13 protein-coding genes and 1 pseudogene are annotated in these 14,341 nt (G+C 71.6%); all 14 read left to right on the top strand.

The annotated features are described in order from the left end of the window. Positions 1-50: 50 nt before the first annotated feature. The 14 genes and pseudogenes from SNR22_RS24345 to SNR22_RS24280 all read left to right on the top strand — a co-directional run bounded on the left by SNR22_RS24345 (position 51) and on the right by SNR22_RS24280 (position 14,283). A complete protein-coding gene (locus tag SNR22_RS24345; protein WP_320069050.1) occupies positions 51-422 on the top strand; it encodes a hypothetical protein in 372 nt (123 codons plus the stop codon). Between the two features lies 1 nt (position 423). Then, entirely contained in the window at positions 424-2,082 is a 1,659-nt protein-coding gene (locus SNR22_RS24340; protein ID WP_320068972.1) for a cation acetate symporter, read from the top strand. A gap of 109 nt (positions 2,083-2,191) precedes the next feature. After that, entirely contained in the window at positions 2,192-2,956 is a 765-nt protein-coding gene (locus tag SNR22_RS24335) for an ABC transporter ATP-binding protein (RefSeq protein WP_320068971.1), read from the top strand. Continuing rightward, positions 2,941-4,629 carry an ABC transporter permease gene (locus SNR22_RS24330; protein ID WP_320068970.1) on the top strand — a complete coding sequence of 563 codons (1,689 nt, stop codon included), beginning with the start codon at positions 2,941-2,943 and terminating at the stop codon, positions 4,627-4,629. The genes SNR22_RS24335 and SNR22_RS24330 overlap by 16 nt, the downstream gene beginning before the upstream one ends. A gap of 41 nt (positions 4,630-4,670) precedes the next feature. After that, positions 4,671-5,165, top strand: coding sequence for an SRPBCC family protein (locus tag SNR22_RS24325; RefSeq protein ID WP_320068969.1), 495 nt, complete (start codon positions 4,671-4,673; stop codon positions 5,163-5,165). Positions 5,166-5,178: 13 nt separating this feature from the next. Further along, a pseudogene (locus SNR22_RS24320) lies at positions 5,179-5,801 on the top strand (flavin reductase family protein). Between the two features lie 242 nt (positions 5,802-6,043). Continuing rightward, positions 6,044-6,445, top strand: coding sequence for a DUF485 domain-containing protein (locus SNR22_RS24315; RefSeq protein ID WP_320068968.1), 402 nt, complete (start codon positions 6,044-6,046; stop codon positions 6,443-6,445). Next, on the top strand, positions 6,423-8,096 hold the full coding sequence (locus tag SNR22_RS24310; protein WP_320068967.1) for a cation acetate symporter: 1,674 nt from the start codon (positions 6,423-6,425) through the stop codon (positions 8,094-8,096). Before SNR22_RS24315 ends, SNR22_RS24310 begins: the two co-directional genes overlap by 23 nt. Before the next feature lie 100 nt (positions 8,097-8,196). Then, positions 8,197-9,174 (top strand): NAD-dependent epimerase/dehydratase family protein, encoded by a 978-nt coding sequence (locus tag SNR22_RS24305; RefSeq protein WP_320068966.1) that lies wholly within the window; start codon positions 8,197-8,199, stop codon positions 9,172-9,174. Between the two features lie 77 nt (positions 9,175-9,251). Next, complete coding sequence (locus tag SNR22_RS24300) at positions 9,252-10,499, top strand: LCP family protein (protein ID WP_320068965.1); 1,248 nt, start codon at positions 9,252-9,254, stop codon at positions 10,497-10,499. A 217-nt stretch (positions 10,500-10,716) separates the two neighbouring features. Beyond that, positions 10,717-11,919 carry an LCP family protein gene (locus tag SNR22_RS24295; protein WP_320068964.1) on the top strand — a complete coding sequence of 401 codons (1,203 nt, stop codon included), beginning with the start codon at positions 10,717-10,719 and terminating at the stop codon, positions 11,917-11,919. 278 nt (positions 11,920-12,197) lie between these two features. After that, on the top strand, positions 12,198-13,079 hold the full coding sequence (locus tag SNR22_RS24290; RefSeq protein WP_320068963.1) for an LCP family protein: 882 nt from the start codon (positions 12,198-12,200) through the stop codon (positions 13,077-13,079). A 68-nt stretch (positions 13,080-13,147) separates the two neighbouring features. Continuing rightward, positions 13,148-13,483, top strand: coding sequence for a rhodanese-like domain-containing protein (locus SNR22_RS24285; protein WP_320068962.1), 336 nt, complete (start codon positions 13,148-13,150; stop codon positions 13,481-13,483). An 11-nt stretch (positions 13,484-13,494) separates the two neighbouring features. Next, positions 13,495-14,283: a glycerophosphodiester phosphodiesterase gene (locus SNR22_RS24280; protein ID WP_320068961.1), complete on the top strand. Its 789-nt coding sequence runs from the start codon at positions 13,495-13,497 to the stop codon at positions 14,281-14,283. Positions 14,284-14,341 lie beyond the last annotated feature (58 nt).

Raw genomic sequence — 14,341 nt, 5'->3', positions numbered from 1 at the left:
GGACACCGCTACAACAGAACGGGACACCGGCGAAACAGGGCGGGACGCCGGTGGCGCCGGGCCGGACCCGGATCGTGCTGGCCGAGGTGTCCCGCCGGGAGCCCGACGCACACCGGGCCCGGGCGGAGTTGACCCAGCAGACCCTGGTGGGCGAGGCCCTGGTCCGAGGGCTGGTGCGGGCGCAGCTCGCGCTGGCGCTGCGGCTGAGCCTGGTGGTGCTGATCGGCCTGGGCGGCCTGCCGTGGCTGTTCGCCATCGCTCCGGCGGTCGGCCGGGCCACCGTGTTCGGGGTGAACCTGCCCTGGGTGCTGCTGGGCGTCGCGTCGTTCCCGTTCCTGATCGCGGTCGGGTGGACGTACGTACGGCTGGCGGAGCGCAACGAGCAGGACTTCACCGATCTGGTCCAACGGCCGGAGCGCTGAGATGGGCAACGGTTACGTCGTACCGGCGATCGTCGCGGTCACCCTGATCACCGTCGGGATCGGCTTCTACGGGCTGCGGATGGCCAGGACCACCTCCGACTTCCTGGTCGCCTCCCGGTCGGTCAGCCCGGCCTGGAACGCCGCGGCGATCGGCGGGGAGTACCTGTCGGCCGCCAGCTTCCTGGGCGTGGCCGGGCTGATCCTCAAGTACGGCGTGGACGTGCTCTGGTACCCGGTCGGCTTCGCCGCCGGCTACCTGGCACTGCTGCTGTTCGTGGCCGCGCCGCTACGCCGCTCCGGGGCGTTCACCCTGCCGGACTTCTGCGAGCTGCGGCTCGGCTCGCGCCGGCTGCGCACCCTGGCCACCGTCTTCGTGATCTTCATCGGCTGGCTGTACCTGGTGCCGCAGCTCCAGGGGGCGGGACTGACCCTGTCCACGCTGACCGGCGCGGCATACCCGGTCGGTGCGCTGCTGGTCGCGGTGGTGGTCACCGCGAACGTGGCGCTGGGCGGGATGCGGGCGATCACCTTCGTCCAGGCGTTCCAGTACTGGCTGAAGCTGACCGCGCTCGCCGTACCCGCGATCTTCCTGGTGTTGCAGTGGCAGGCCGACGCCCGCCCGGCGGTGACCCCACCGGACGGGCCGGCGTTCCGGACCGCGACCACCGTCGTGGTCGAGCACCGCGCGACCCTCACGTTCGCCGACGGCGACGCCCGGGAGGTACGCCCCGGCGACCGTCTCGACTTCGCGGCCGGCGACCCGGTGCCGCAGGTCTCCGGCACGGCCACCGGCGCCGCCGACTGGTTGCTGCCGGACACCGCCGGGGACGACGACCGGAGCCTGTTCGCCACGTACTCGCTGATCCTGGCCACGTTCCTGGGCACCATGGGGCTGCCGCACGTCCTGGTGCGGTTCTACACCAATCCGGACGGGGCGGCGGCCCGGCGCACCACCCTGGTGGTGCTGGCCCTGGTCGGTGTGTTCTACCTGCTGCCCACCCTGTACGGCGTGCTGGGCCGGATCTACACCCCGCAGCTGCTGGTCACCGGCCAGACGGACGCGGTGGTGGTGCTGCTTCCCGAGGCTGCGCTCGGGGCCGGCACGACCGGCCGGCTGCTCGCCGCGCTGGTGGCCGCCGGGGCGTTCGCCGCATTCCTGTCCACCTCCTCCGGGTTGCTCACCAGCGTGGCCGGGGTGATCTCCACGGATGTGCTGGGGCGCGGCTCGGTACGCGGCTTCCGGCTGGCCACGGTTATCGCGGGCAGTGTGCCGACGGTCCTCGCGCTGAACGTCTCGGGGTTGAACGTCTCCCAGGTGGTCGGGCTGGCCTTCGCGGTCGCGGCGTCCAGCTTCTGCCCGCTGCTGGTGCTGGGGATCTGGTGGCGCGGCCTGACCGACGTGGGCGCCGCCGCCGGGGTGCTGGTCGGGGGCGGGGCGGCGATCGGGGCGGTGCTGGTGACGGTGCTCGGCCCGCCGCTGTCCGGCTGGCCGAGCACGCTCACCACGCAGCCGGCTGCCTGGACGGTCCCGCTCGCCTTCACCGTGATGGTCGCGGTCTCCACGGCTACCCGACGCCGGCTTCCCGCCGACATCGCCGGCACCATGCTCCGACTGCACTCCCCCGAGGCGCTCCGCTCCGAAGGAAGGGCACCTGCTTAACGCCTACGGTAGAGAAGGGTTCCCTTCTCACCGGCTGCCGCTGGGAGGGTGACGAGGTCGTTGCGTCGGCGGGACCGGTTACTGGTCTCCGGCCGGATACCGTCTTCACATGACTGAAGAGCATCCCGCGCTCGCACTGCGTGGCCTCGCCAAGCGGTTCGACGGCAAGGTGGCGGTGGCCGGCGTCGACCTCGACGTCCCGGCCGGCTCGTTCTACGGGCTGCTCGGCCCCAACGGCGCCGGCAAGACCACCACCCTCTCCATGGCGGTCGGGCTGCTCCGCCCGACCGCGGGTGGGGCCTGGGTGCTCGGGCACGACGTGTGGGCCGACCCGGTGGGCGCGAAGCGGCTCCTCGGCGTGATGCCGGACGGCGTACGGCTCTTCGACCGGCTCAACGGGGCGGAGCTGCTGGCGTACCACGGTCTGCTGCGTGGCATGGACCCGGCGGTGGTCGACCAGCGGGCGGCGGAGCTGCTCGACGTGCTCGCCCTCGGCGACGCCGGCCGGACCCTGGTGGTGGACTACTCCGCCGGCATGAAGAAGAAGATCGGCCTGGCCTGCGCCCTGCTGCACGGCCCCCGGCTGCTGGTGCTCGACGAGCCGTTCGAGGCGGTCGACCCGGTGTCGGCGGCGCTGATCCGCGACATCCTGCACCGGTACGTCGTGGGCGGCGGGACGGTGGTCTTCTCCAGCCACGTCATGGAGGTCGTGGAGCGGCTCTGCTCGCACGTGGCGATCCTCGCCGAGGGGACGATCAAGCGGGTCGGCACCCTGGCCGAGGTGCGCGGGGACCGGTCGCTGGAGGACGTCTTCGTCGAGGTCGTCGGCGGGCGCACCGCGACGGGCGAGGAGCTGGCGTGGCTGTCCCGGTGAACCCGCCCGCCGAGCGGGTTCGCCCGGTCTCGGCCCGGCACTTCGTCCGACTCAAGCTGCGGGTGATGGGCAACAACTTCCGCGGCCAGGGCTGGCGGATCGCCATGTTCGTCGGTGGGGTGATCGCCGGGCTCTGGCTCGCCGCCACCGGGTTCTTCCTGCTGGCTGCCCCCGGGCTGGCCGGCGAACCGAAGTACGCGCTGATGGTCGCCGCGTTCGGCGGGGGCCTGCTGGTGCTCGGCTGGCTGCTGCTGCCGCTGGTCTTCTTCGGCGTGGACGAGACCCTCGACCCGGCCCGGTTCGCCCTGCTGCCGCTGACCCGGCGCACCCTGGTCACCGGGCTGTTCGCCGCCGCGCTGGTCAGCGTGCCGGCGGTGGCGGCGCTGCTCGCGACCCTCGGGCTGGTGGTCACCGCCGGCAGCCTGGGCGGGTGGGTGGCGGCGCTGTGCGCGGCCGTCGGGGTGGTCGCCGGGCTGTTCCTCTGCGTCGCCGCGAGCCGGGCGGTGACCAGCGCGTTCGCCACCATGCTGCGGTCCCGGAGGGTACGCGACCTGGCGGCCGTGCTGCTAGCGGTGCTCGCCGCGCTGCTCGGCCCGTTGCAGCTCCTGGTGCTGGCCGCCGTGCGGCAGGCCGACTGGGACCGGCTGACCGGGGTGGCCCGTGTCGTCGGGTGGACCCCGTTCGGCGCGCCGTGGACGGTCGGCATCGATGTGGCCGAGGGGCGGGCCTGGGCGGTCCCGCTGAAGCTGCTGATCACGGTGGCGGCCATCGGCGCACTGCTGATGTGGTGGTCCCGCTCACTGGAGTCGGCCATGGTGGGAACGGCCGGCGGCGGCCCCGCCAAGGTTCGCGGCGGCCCGGTCGGCGGCGCGGTCGCGCAGCTCTTCCCCCGGGGAGCCGGCTGGGCCCGGCGGAACCGGTTCGGCGCACTGGTCGCCCGGGAGTGCCGCTACTGGTGGCGGGACGCCCGACGGCGGGCCAACCTGATCACGATCGCGGTGATCGGGATCTTCGTGCCCGTGATGGTCAACTTCGGCGGAGCGAGCTTCTCGTCCGACGACGGGATGGCCCTCGCCGCCCCCGACTCCTCCCCGGTGCTGGCCAGCCTGTCGGTGATCTTCGTCGGGGTGCTCGCCTCGGTCACCCTGGCCAACCAGTTCGGCTTCGACGGCAGCGCGTACGCCGCGAACGTCGTCGCCGGGGTGCCGGGCCGGCTGGAGCTGCGCGCCCGGGCGGCGGCATTCTCGGTGTACGTGCTGCCGATCCTCGCCGTCGTCACGGTCGTCCTGGCGGTGCTGCTGGGCCGGCCGGCGTGGCTGGGTCTACTGGCCGGCGGCCTACTCGCGTCGTATGGGGTGGGGCTGGCGATCAACGCGCTCATCTCGGTACTCGGGGCGTACTCGCTGCCGGAGACGAGCAACCCGTTCGCGATGAACAGCGGAGCCGGGGTGGCGAAGAGCTTCCTCAGCCTGTTGTCGATGGTCGCCTCGGCGGTCGCCGCCATGCCGATGGTCATCGCGGCGGCGCTGTTCGGCGACGCCTGGCTCTGGCTGGCCCTGCCGCTGGGCCTCGCATACGGGCTGGGCGCGGCGCTGCTCGGGACGTACCTGGCCGGGGACGTGCTGGACCGGCGGGCCCCGGAGCTGCTGACGGCCGTGACTCCGCGCCGCTGACAGGTCCGGCAGGGGTAGCGCGAGAGCGGCACAATGGGCGGATGCCCGTCATCGAGTCGATGGTGACCGTCCCCGTGCCGCCCGAGCTGGCCTTCGCCGTGTCGCAGACCGTCGCGCCGGTGCGCTACCGCTGGGACCCGTTCGTCCGCGAGCAGCACTTCACCGACGGCGCTACCCGCCCCGGCAAGGGGGTGCGTACCTTCACCCGGTCCCGGCACGGCCTGGTCATGGTCAGCGAGTACGTCTCCTTCGCACCGCCGAGCCACGTCGGGATGAAGATGGTCCGGGGCCCGTGGTTCTTCGAGATGTTCGCGGGCGGCTGGCGGTTCGCGCCCGGCCCGGAGCCGGGCACGGCGGTCGCCACCTGGCGGTACAGCTTCCGCTGCCGGCCGGCGTTCCTGCGTCCGCTCGCCGACCGGGTCGGGGGGTGGCTGCTGGGCCGCGACATCCGCCGCCGGATCGCCGGGTACGCCGCCGGCTGCACCGACCCGGAGGTGCTGGCCGCCGCCCGCCATTCCCTCACCACCGACGAGTGAGTTTCCTTGAGGGTTGGGCGGCCGGCTTGCGCAGCTCGGCGGCCATGCGTGCCCGACCGGTCCGCACGAGCGGTTCATGGGTGGGCGCGTGTCCGGGGCGGCACAATGTTTCACGTGAATCATGAGCCGGGCGCCGAGATCCATCACACCGACCCGTTCGCCGTGCCGGCAGGGCAGAAATCCGGGGCGCGGCGGCTGCGTGGTCGCCTCGCAGCCCCGGTGACACTCTGGAGTGCGCCCGGGCCGGCCGGCCTGACGGTCTCGTCGACCCTGGTCGCGGAGGGCGAGCCGGACCGGCTGCTCGGGCTGATCGACCCGGAGTCCGACCTGTGGACCGCGGTGGAGAGCGCGGGGCGGTTCGCGGTGGCACCGCTGGGCCCGCCGCACCGGCAGCTCGCCGACCGGTTCGCCGGCCTGTTCCCGTCGCCGGGCGGCCTCTTCGCCACCGGCTCCTGGACCGACACCGAGTACGGGCCGGTGCCGGCGGACGCGGGCGGCTGGGCCGGCTGCCGGCTCGACACCGCCCGGGAGTACGGGTGGGCACTGCTGGTCGAGGCCACCATCGAGGCCGTCGACCTCGTCGAGGTGACCACCCCCCTCCTGCACTACCGGGGCCGGTACCACGAGCTGACCTGAGCCGACACCGGGCCGGGCCGACACCGGGCCGGGCCGACACCGGGCCGGGCAGACACCGGGCCGGGCCGAGGCGGGTGGGGCCCAGCGCCTCCGGTTAGCGGAGTGATCTGGGTCACTCGGCGCAGACAGGCGACCGCTGGGCGCAGTGGGTGACCGGGATCAATTTGCACCTTCCCGGGCGGGTGGCGCGGTTTCTACCGTGCGGCGAAACCCCCCACGCCTGTGAAGGTGGTGATCCACAGATGTCCACGGAAACACCCGCGCCCGACAAGCCGCCGACCGCGACGGAGACACCGGTCCCGGCCGCGTCCACGGCAGAGCGGTACCTCGCCGTACAGCGGTCGGACGAGTTCGCCGGTCTGCGTCGCACGCTGCGCGGATTCATCTTCCCGATGACCGTCGCGTTCTTCCTCTGGTACGCGCTCTACGTGATCCTCTCCGCGTACGCGCGGGACTTCATGGGCACGCGGCTCTTCGGCAGCCACATCAACGTCGCCCTGGTCTTCGGCCTGCTCCAGTTCGTCTCCACGTTCCTCATCGCCTGGCTCTACTCCCGGTTCGCCGACCGGAAGATCGACCCGGTCGCCGACCGGATCCGCGCCGAGATCGGGGAGGTGAGGCATGAACACGGTCCTCGTGGCTGAGGCGGGCAGTGACACCGCCCGCAACCTGACCATCACGCTCTTCCTGGTCTTCGTGGCGATCACCCTGGCCATCACGGTCTGGGCCAGCCGGCAGACCAAGACCGCCACCGACTTCTACGCGGGCGGCCGGTCCTTCTCCGGCTTCCAGAACGGCATGGCGATCGGCGGCGACTACATGTCGGCGGCGTCCTTCCTCGGCATCGCCGGCATCATCGCCCTCTACGGCTACGACGGCTTCCTCTACTCGATCGGCTTCCTGGTCGCCTGGCTGGTCGCCCTGCTGCTCGTTGCCGAACTGCTGCGCAACGCCGGCCGGTACACGATGGCGGACGTGCTGGCGTTCCGGATGCGTCAGCGTCCGGTACGGACGGCGGCGGCGGTCTCCACCATCACCGTGTCGATCTTCTACCTGCTGGCCCAGATGGTCGGCGCGGGCGCGCTGGTGGCGCTCCTGCTCGGCATCCGGCCGGGCACCACGTTCCTGGGCATGGACGCCGACACCGCCAAGATCGCGACGATCGTCATGGTCGGCGCACTGATGATCGTCTACGTCACCGTGGGCGGCATGAAGGGCACCACGTACGTCCAGATCGTCAAGGCGTTCCTGCTGATGACCGGCGCGCTGGTGATGACCCTGCTGGTGCTGGCGAAGTACAACTTCAACCTGTCGGAGCTGCTCGGCGACGCCGCCGCCTCCTCCGGCAAGGGCAGTGCCTTCCTCGAACCGGGCCTACGGTACGGCGTCGAGGTGGCCGGCAACGCGACACAGACCTTCTACAACAAGGTCGATCTGCTCTCGCTCGGCATCGCGCTGGTGCTCGGCACGGCCGGCCTGCCGCACATCCTGATCCGCTTCTACACCGTGCCGACCGCCAAGGCGGCCCGCAAGAGCGTGCTCTGGGCGATCGGCATCATCGGCGCGTTCTACCTGCTCACCCTCGCCCTAGGCTTCGGCGCGGCGGCGTTGGTCGGCGGCAAGGAGATCATCGCGCAGGACAAGGCCGGCAACACCGCCGCGCCACAGCTCGCCGAGGCCCTCGGCAAGGAGTTCTTCGGCGGCGATCTCGGCGGGGCGACCCTGCTGGCGATCATCGCGGCGGTCGCCTTCGCCACGATCCTGGCGGTGGTCGCCGGGCTCACCCTGGCCTCCTCGTCCAGCCTCGCGCACGACTTCTACGCGAACGTGGTCAAGAAGGGGCAGGCGTCGGAGCGTCAGGAGGTCCGGGTGGCCCGGCTCTCGGCCCTGGTCATCGGCGCGGTGTCGATCGCCCTGTCGATCTACGCGCAGAGCCTGAACGTGGCGTTCCTGGTGGCGCTGGCGTTCGCGGTCGCCGCCTCGGGCAACCTGCCGGCGATCCTCTACAGCCTGTTCTGGAGGCGGTTCAACACCTCCGGCGCGGTCTGGTCGATCTACGGTGGCCTGCTCGCCGCAGTACTGCTGGTGTTCTTCTCGCCGGTGGTCTCCGGGGCGCCGACCTCGATGTTCCCCGATCACGACTGGCACTGGTTCCCGCTGTCCAACCCGGGCATCCTCTCCATCCCGTTCGGCTTCCTCTGCGGCTGGATCGGCACGATCGTGTCGAAGGAGCACGACGAGGAGAAGTACGCGGAACTGGAGGTGCGCTCGCTCACCGGAGCCGGCGCGCACTGATCAGAAACCCGCTCGGTCCTGCACCAGCCGAGCTGTCGAGGGGCCCCCGCCACGCCTGGCTTTGGCAGGGGGCCCCTCCTCGCCTCTGTAGGCTGGCCCTATGAAGGTTGCTCCGCGCTTCGGTCCCGGTCACCGCGTCCTCGTCACCGGTGGCGCCGGCTTCGTCCCTTCACACCTGGTGGACTCCCTCGTCGCCCGGGGCTGCACGGTGGTGGTGCTGGACAACTTCGTCACCGGCTCCAAGGACAACGTCGCCCACCTGGTGGAGCGGCCGACGTTCACGCTCGTCGAGGCGGACATCTCGGACGGGCTGCCGAGCCACCACCCGGCGATGGCCGAGCGGTTCGACGCGATCCTGCACATGGCCTCCCCGGCCAGCCCCACCGACTTCGCCACCCTGCCGGTGGAGATCCTCCGGGTCGGCTCGGTGGGCACCCTGCACCTGCTGGACCGCGCGGTCGCCGACGGGGCCCGGTTCCTGATGGCCTCCACCTCCGAGGCGTACGGGGACCCGAAGGAGCACCCGCAGCGCGAGACGTACTGGGGCAACGTCAACCCGATCGGTGTGCGCAGCGTCTACGACGAGGCGAAGCGCTTCTCGGAGGCGGCCACCATGGCGTACCACCGGTACCGGGGGTTGGACGCCGCGATCGTGCGGATCTTCAACACGTACGGCCCGCGGATGCGGCCGGACGACGGCCGGGCCATCCCGACGTTCATCTCCCAGGCGTTGCATGGCGAACCGATCACGGTGCACGGCACGGGTCAGCAGACCCGGTCGATCTGCTACGTCGAGGACCTGGTACGCGGCATCCTGCTGCTACTCGACTCGACGGAGACCGGCCCGGTCAACTGCGGCACCGAGCACGAGCTGACCATGCGGCAACTCGCCGAGTTGATCGTGTCACTCTCCGGCAGCACGTCACAGGTGACCTACGTCACCCGGGCCGCGGACGACCCGGAGATGCGCCGGCCCGACCTCACCCTCGCCCGTGAGCTGCTCGGATACGAGCCCTCGGTGGCGCCCGAGGACGGCCTCCGGCGCACGATCGAGCACTTCCGCGAGCGGCTAGGGTAGCCCGCCCCCGGGACGCGGCTTGCCGGACGGCCTGCGGTTCACGGCGGCGCTCGACCGGGCTACGTACGCTCGGGTACATGTCAGCGACCACTCCCGCCGGCGTCCCGCTCCCGCATCTGCATCGCAGTGCCGGACGCGCCTCGGTCCCGGGCCCCGGCCAGGGTTCATCGGGGCACGCCCAGGTGCCCGCCGCCCAGCGGTACCCCTCGCACGACGACCGGCCGCCGGCCGGTGGCTTCGCCGGTCCGGGCGGCCCGTCCGGACCGAACGGTCCCGGGGGGCGGGGCGGTCCAGGACGGCCGGGCGGGCGCGGGCCGCGCCCGCAGTGGCGCCGGATCGCCCTGGTGACCGGCGTGGCGGTGCTGGTGCTCGCGCTGCTCGGCGGGGCGGGTGCCTGGTTCTACACCCGCAACCTCAACAAAGACCTGGCCCGCACCGACCCCTTCTCGGAGTTGACGGGCGGGCGGCCGGCCAAGGCGGTGGACGGCGCGCTGAACATCCTGCTGGTCGGCACCGACTCGCGGGACCCGGACGCCCCGGTGGACCAGCAGAGCCAGTGGCGGGCGGACACGATCATCGTCATGCACATCCCGGCCGACCACAAGTCCGCCTACCTGGTCTCCGTCCCCCGCGACCTGTACGTGCCGATCCCCGAGAACGCCCAGGCCGACTGCGGCTCGGGCCAGCGGGCGAAGATCAACGCTGCGTTCGCGTTCGGCGGGCTGCCGCTGGCGGTGAAGACGGTGGAGTGCTTCACCGACGTGCGCATCGACAACGTGATGGCGATCGACTTCGCCGGGTTCAAGCAGGTCACCGACGCCCTCGGTGGGGTCGACCTGAAGGTGGAGCGGACGGTCAAGTCGATCCACAAGCCGTTCCGGAAATTCACCAAGGGCACCATGCACATGAACGGCACCGAGGCGCTGGACTGGATCCGGCAGCGCAAGCAGTTCCCGGACGGCGACTTCGCGCGCATGCGCCACCAACAGGAGTTCCTGAGGGCGCTGATGGACAAGGCAGCCAGCACCGAAACGCTGACGAAGCCGACGAAGCTGAACGGGTTCCTCCAGTCGGTGACTGACGCGGTCACCGTGGACCAGGGGTTCTCGCTGGTCGACATGGCGGTGCAGTTCCGCAGCCTGCGCGGAGAGAGCCTGATCTTCGTCACCAGCCCGAACGCGGGCAGCGAGACGATCAACGGCGAGTCGGTGGTGGTCTCCGACCGGGAGAAGGCGCTGGCCATGTACAAGGCCATGTCGGCGGACACGATGGCCGACTGGGTGAAGGCCAACCCGCCGACCGCCGGGGCCGGTACGGGGAACTGACCCGACGGTTCTTAAGTCGACACACGTCATAGCCGGTCGGCGGTCGCCCCTCTTCCCACCAGGGGCAGCCGCCGGCCGGTCGCATTGAATTGGCCGTTCGGGCAAATCCCACGGGCGTTGTCGAAATAACGGCGCATTACCGCGCGACGACCTCGCCTCGACGGGAAGCGGTACGTACAGTGGTGCCGCCCCCTTGACCGAGCGAGCTGGAGCGTGCATGCCGGTTCATACCAACCGTCGCACTCCGGCGTCGGCACCCGTCGGCGCGACCGCACGGGTCCCGTCGGCCATCCCGGCGCAGTCCCGTGGCGGCAACCGCCGCCCCGACGGGGTTCCCGCGCGCAAGCGCAAGCGCCGTAAGGACCCCCTCTGGGCCCGCCTCACCGTCGTCTTCGGCGCGGTGCTGATGCTGACCAGCGGGGTCGCCATCGTGGGCAGCAAGGCGGTCATCAGCCAGGCCACCGGCAACATCGCCCAGCGCAACCTGCTCGGCGAGGCCGGCAAGTCCGACGCCGAGGGCGGCGCGAGCCTGGACGGCCCGATCGACATGCTGCTGTTGGGTGTGGACGCCCGGGAGCGCTGGGCCGCCGAGGATGTCCGGGCGGACAGCATCATCGTGCTGCACATCCCCGCCTCCCACGACCAGGCGTACCTGATCTCCATCCCGCGCGACACCGAGACGGAGATTCCGGGCCACGGCGTCACAAAGATCAACGCCGCCTTCCGGTTCGGCGCCGAGAACGGCGGCGGCTGGGAGGGCGGCGCGCAGCTCATGGCGAAGACGATCAAGCACATGACCGGGGTCAGCTTCGACGGTGCGTCAATCATCAACTTCGGCGGCTTCAAGAAGATCATCGACACCCTGGGTAGCGTGCAGATCTGCGTCTCGCAGGAGGTCAAATCGATCCACATGTCGTACGTCGACGGCAAGCCGATGTGGAACGCGGACGCCGAGAAGACCGGCAAGGCGATGACCCCGGTGGTGCACAAGAAGGGCTGCCGGGAGATGGAGGGCTGGGCGGCGCTGGACTACTCCCGGCAGCGCAAGGGCCTGGACGGCGGCGACTACGACCGCCAGCAGAACCAGCAGCAGCTCATCAAGGCGATGGCGAAGAAGGCGACCCAGGACGGCACGCTGACCAATCCGGTGAAGCTCAACGCGCTGATGAAGGCGGCCGGGGGGGCCCTCGTGCTGGACACCGGCGATGCGCCGATCATCGACTTCATCTTCACCATGCGCGGTGTCACCGGCAACGACCTGACGATGCTGCGCACCAACGACGGGAAGTTCCACCCCACCGCCGACGGCTTGAACGAGACGCTGAGCCCGCAGACGATGGCGATGTTCCAGGCGATCAAGGACGACAAGCTCGCCGAGTTCGTCTACGCGAACCCGGCCGTCCTCTCGACCCGCAAGTAGCGCCCGTCCCCGCGAAAGCGACCCGCAGTTAGCTTGTCCGGCGAAAGCGACCCGCCGGCCCTGATGCCCCCGTAGCCTGACGTGAGGAACTTTCACGTACGGCCACGGGGGGCGTCACGGTCAGTCCAGGAACATCCGAGCAGGGGCGGCGTGGGCCGGCCCGCCGGGGCGTACCCCGATGGTGCCGGGCGCTGCTCGGGGTCGGCCTCGCCCTGACGCTACTGGCCGCCGCCGCGGTGGTCGGGCTCAAGGCCCTGAGCCACCGGTACGAGCGCACAGTGACCCGGGAGCAGTTGCTCGACCCAGGCGCCCGGCAGAAGCGGACCGACCTCGACGGCGCGCTCAACTACCTGCTGGTCGGCTCCGACCGGCGGGCCGGCACCACCGCCGGGGCCGACCAACGCTCCGACACCATCCTCGTGGTGCACATGCCGGCCGACATGGGACGGGCGTACCTGATCTCCGTCCCGCGCGACCTGCTGGTGGCCATCCCGCCCGGCCCGAACGGCTGGGACGGCGGCACCGACAAGATCAACGCCGCGTACGAGCACGGCGGCGGCGGCGAGTCCGGCGTCCAACTGCTCTCGGCCACCCTCACCCGGCTCACCGGCCTGCGCTTCGACGGGGCCGCGCTGATCGACTTCGCCGGGCTGCGGCAGGTCATCGACCTGCTCGGCGGGGTACGCATGTGCGTCGACACCGAGGTCCGCTCGATCCACACCCAAACCCTGTTCACCCCCGGCTGCCAGCAGATGGGCGGCGCCCGGTCGCTGGACTACGTCCGCCAGCGCTACGACCTGCCCGGCGGCGACTACGACCGACAGCGCCACCAGCAGCAACTCCTCCGGGCCATGCTGGACCGGGCCGGCGCGACGAACCTGCGGCGCGACCCGGTGAAGCTCGACCGGCTGATCCGGGCGGTCGGCGCGTCGCTGACCGTCGACACCAACGGCGTACCCCTGGAGGACCTGGCGCTCACCCTCCGGGATCTGCCCCCGGACGCGCTGACCGGCGTGCAACTCCCCTCCCACCCGGAGGTCATCGACGAGGTCTCGTACGTGGTGCTGGACGACGGCGCGAACAGCCTCTTCGACGCCGTCCGGGGCACCCGGATGCCCGACTGGGCCCAGGCCAACCCCCGCTGGGTGAACCGGCTCTGACCACGCCACAAATCGTTTCGGCACGTCCGTGGCAGGTTCCGATCGGCGAGGCTCTAGGCTTGGTAGCCGTGTTCGGACCCCAGGTTCCCACCGTGCCCGTGACCGAGATCGCCGACGACACCTACCTGCTCGACGTCCGCGAGGACGACGAATGGGCGGCCGGGCATGCCCCCGGCGCCCACCACCTGCCGATGATGGAGTTGCCGGCCCGGATGGCGGAGGTGCCGACCGACCGGGAGGTGGCCGTCATCTGCCGCTCCGGCGGACGGTCGGCGCAGGTGGTGGCATACCTCAAGAACAACGGCTGGGACGAGGTGTGCAACGCCGACGGCGGGATGCGCCAGTGGGCCGCCGTCGGGCGACCAGTGGTCGGCGAGGATGGGATGCCGGGTCGGATCATCTGAGAGCGACGGGCATGGGCCCCCTCGTCTTCGCACACCGCGGCTCCTCCGCCGACCTGCCGGAGCACACCCTCGCCGCATACCTTCGGGCCCTCGCCGAGGGCGCCGACGGCCTGGAGTGCGACGTCCGGCTGACCCGCGACGGGCACCTGGTCTGTGTGCACGACCGGCGGCTGGAGCGGACCAGCAACGGCACCGGCCTGGTCAGCGCGCGTACGCTCGCCGAGCTCGAGGCGCTGGACTTCGGCTCCTGGCACCCGGGCTGCCCCCCGGTCGACGGCGCGGAGCCGCTCGACGAGTCGCACACCCGGCTGCTCACCCTTGGGCGGCTGCTGGACGCCGTGCTGGACGCCGGGAGGCCCGTCCAGCTGCTGATCGAGACCAAGCATCCCTCCCGGTACGGCCGGGACGTGGAGCGCCGCCTGGTGACGCTGCTGCGCCGGTACGGCCTGGCCGAGCCGGGAGCCGACGACCCGGTCCGGGTCACCGTGATGTCCTTCTCGCCGCTGGCGGTGCGCCGCCTCCACGATCTCGCCCCCAGGCTGCCCACGGTGCTGCTGATGGACGGGCTGCCGCGCTGGCTGTGGCCCGGCCGGCTGCCGGCCGGCACCCGAGTCGCCGCGCCGAAGGTCGCGCTGGTGCGGGCCCGCCCGCGGCTGGTGCCCACGCTGCGGGCCGCCGGCAACCAGGTGTACGTCTGGACCGTCAACAAGCCGGACGACCTGGAGCTGGTGCTCGACGTCGGGGTCGACGGGATCATCACCGACCGGCCTGCCCACGCGCTGGCCCGGCTGGGCCGGTGAGCCCACGCAGCGGGATGGCCCGCTGGCTCGCCGGGGCGGCCCGGGCGGCCCGGGTGCC

Origin of the sequence: Micromonospora sp. RTGN7 (genome assembly GCF_033804645.1) — a bacterium.
GTDB lineage: Bacteria > Actinomycetota > Actinomycetes > Mycobacteriales > Micromonosporaceae > Micromonospora.
The sequence above is the reverse complement of the archived record's forward strand: the minus strand, read 5'-3'. Positions and strand labels throughout refer to the sequence as shown.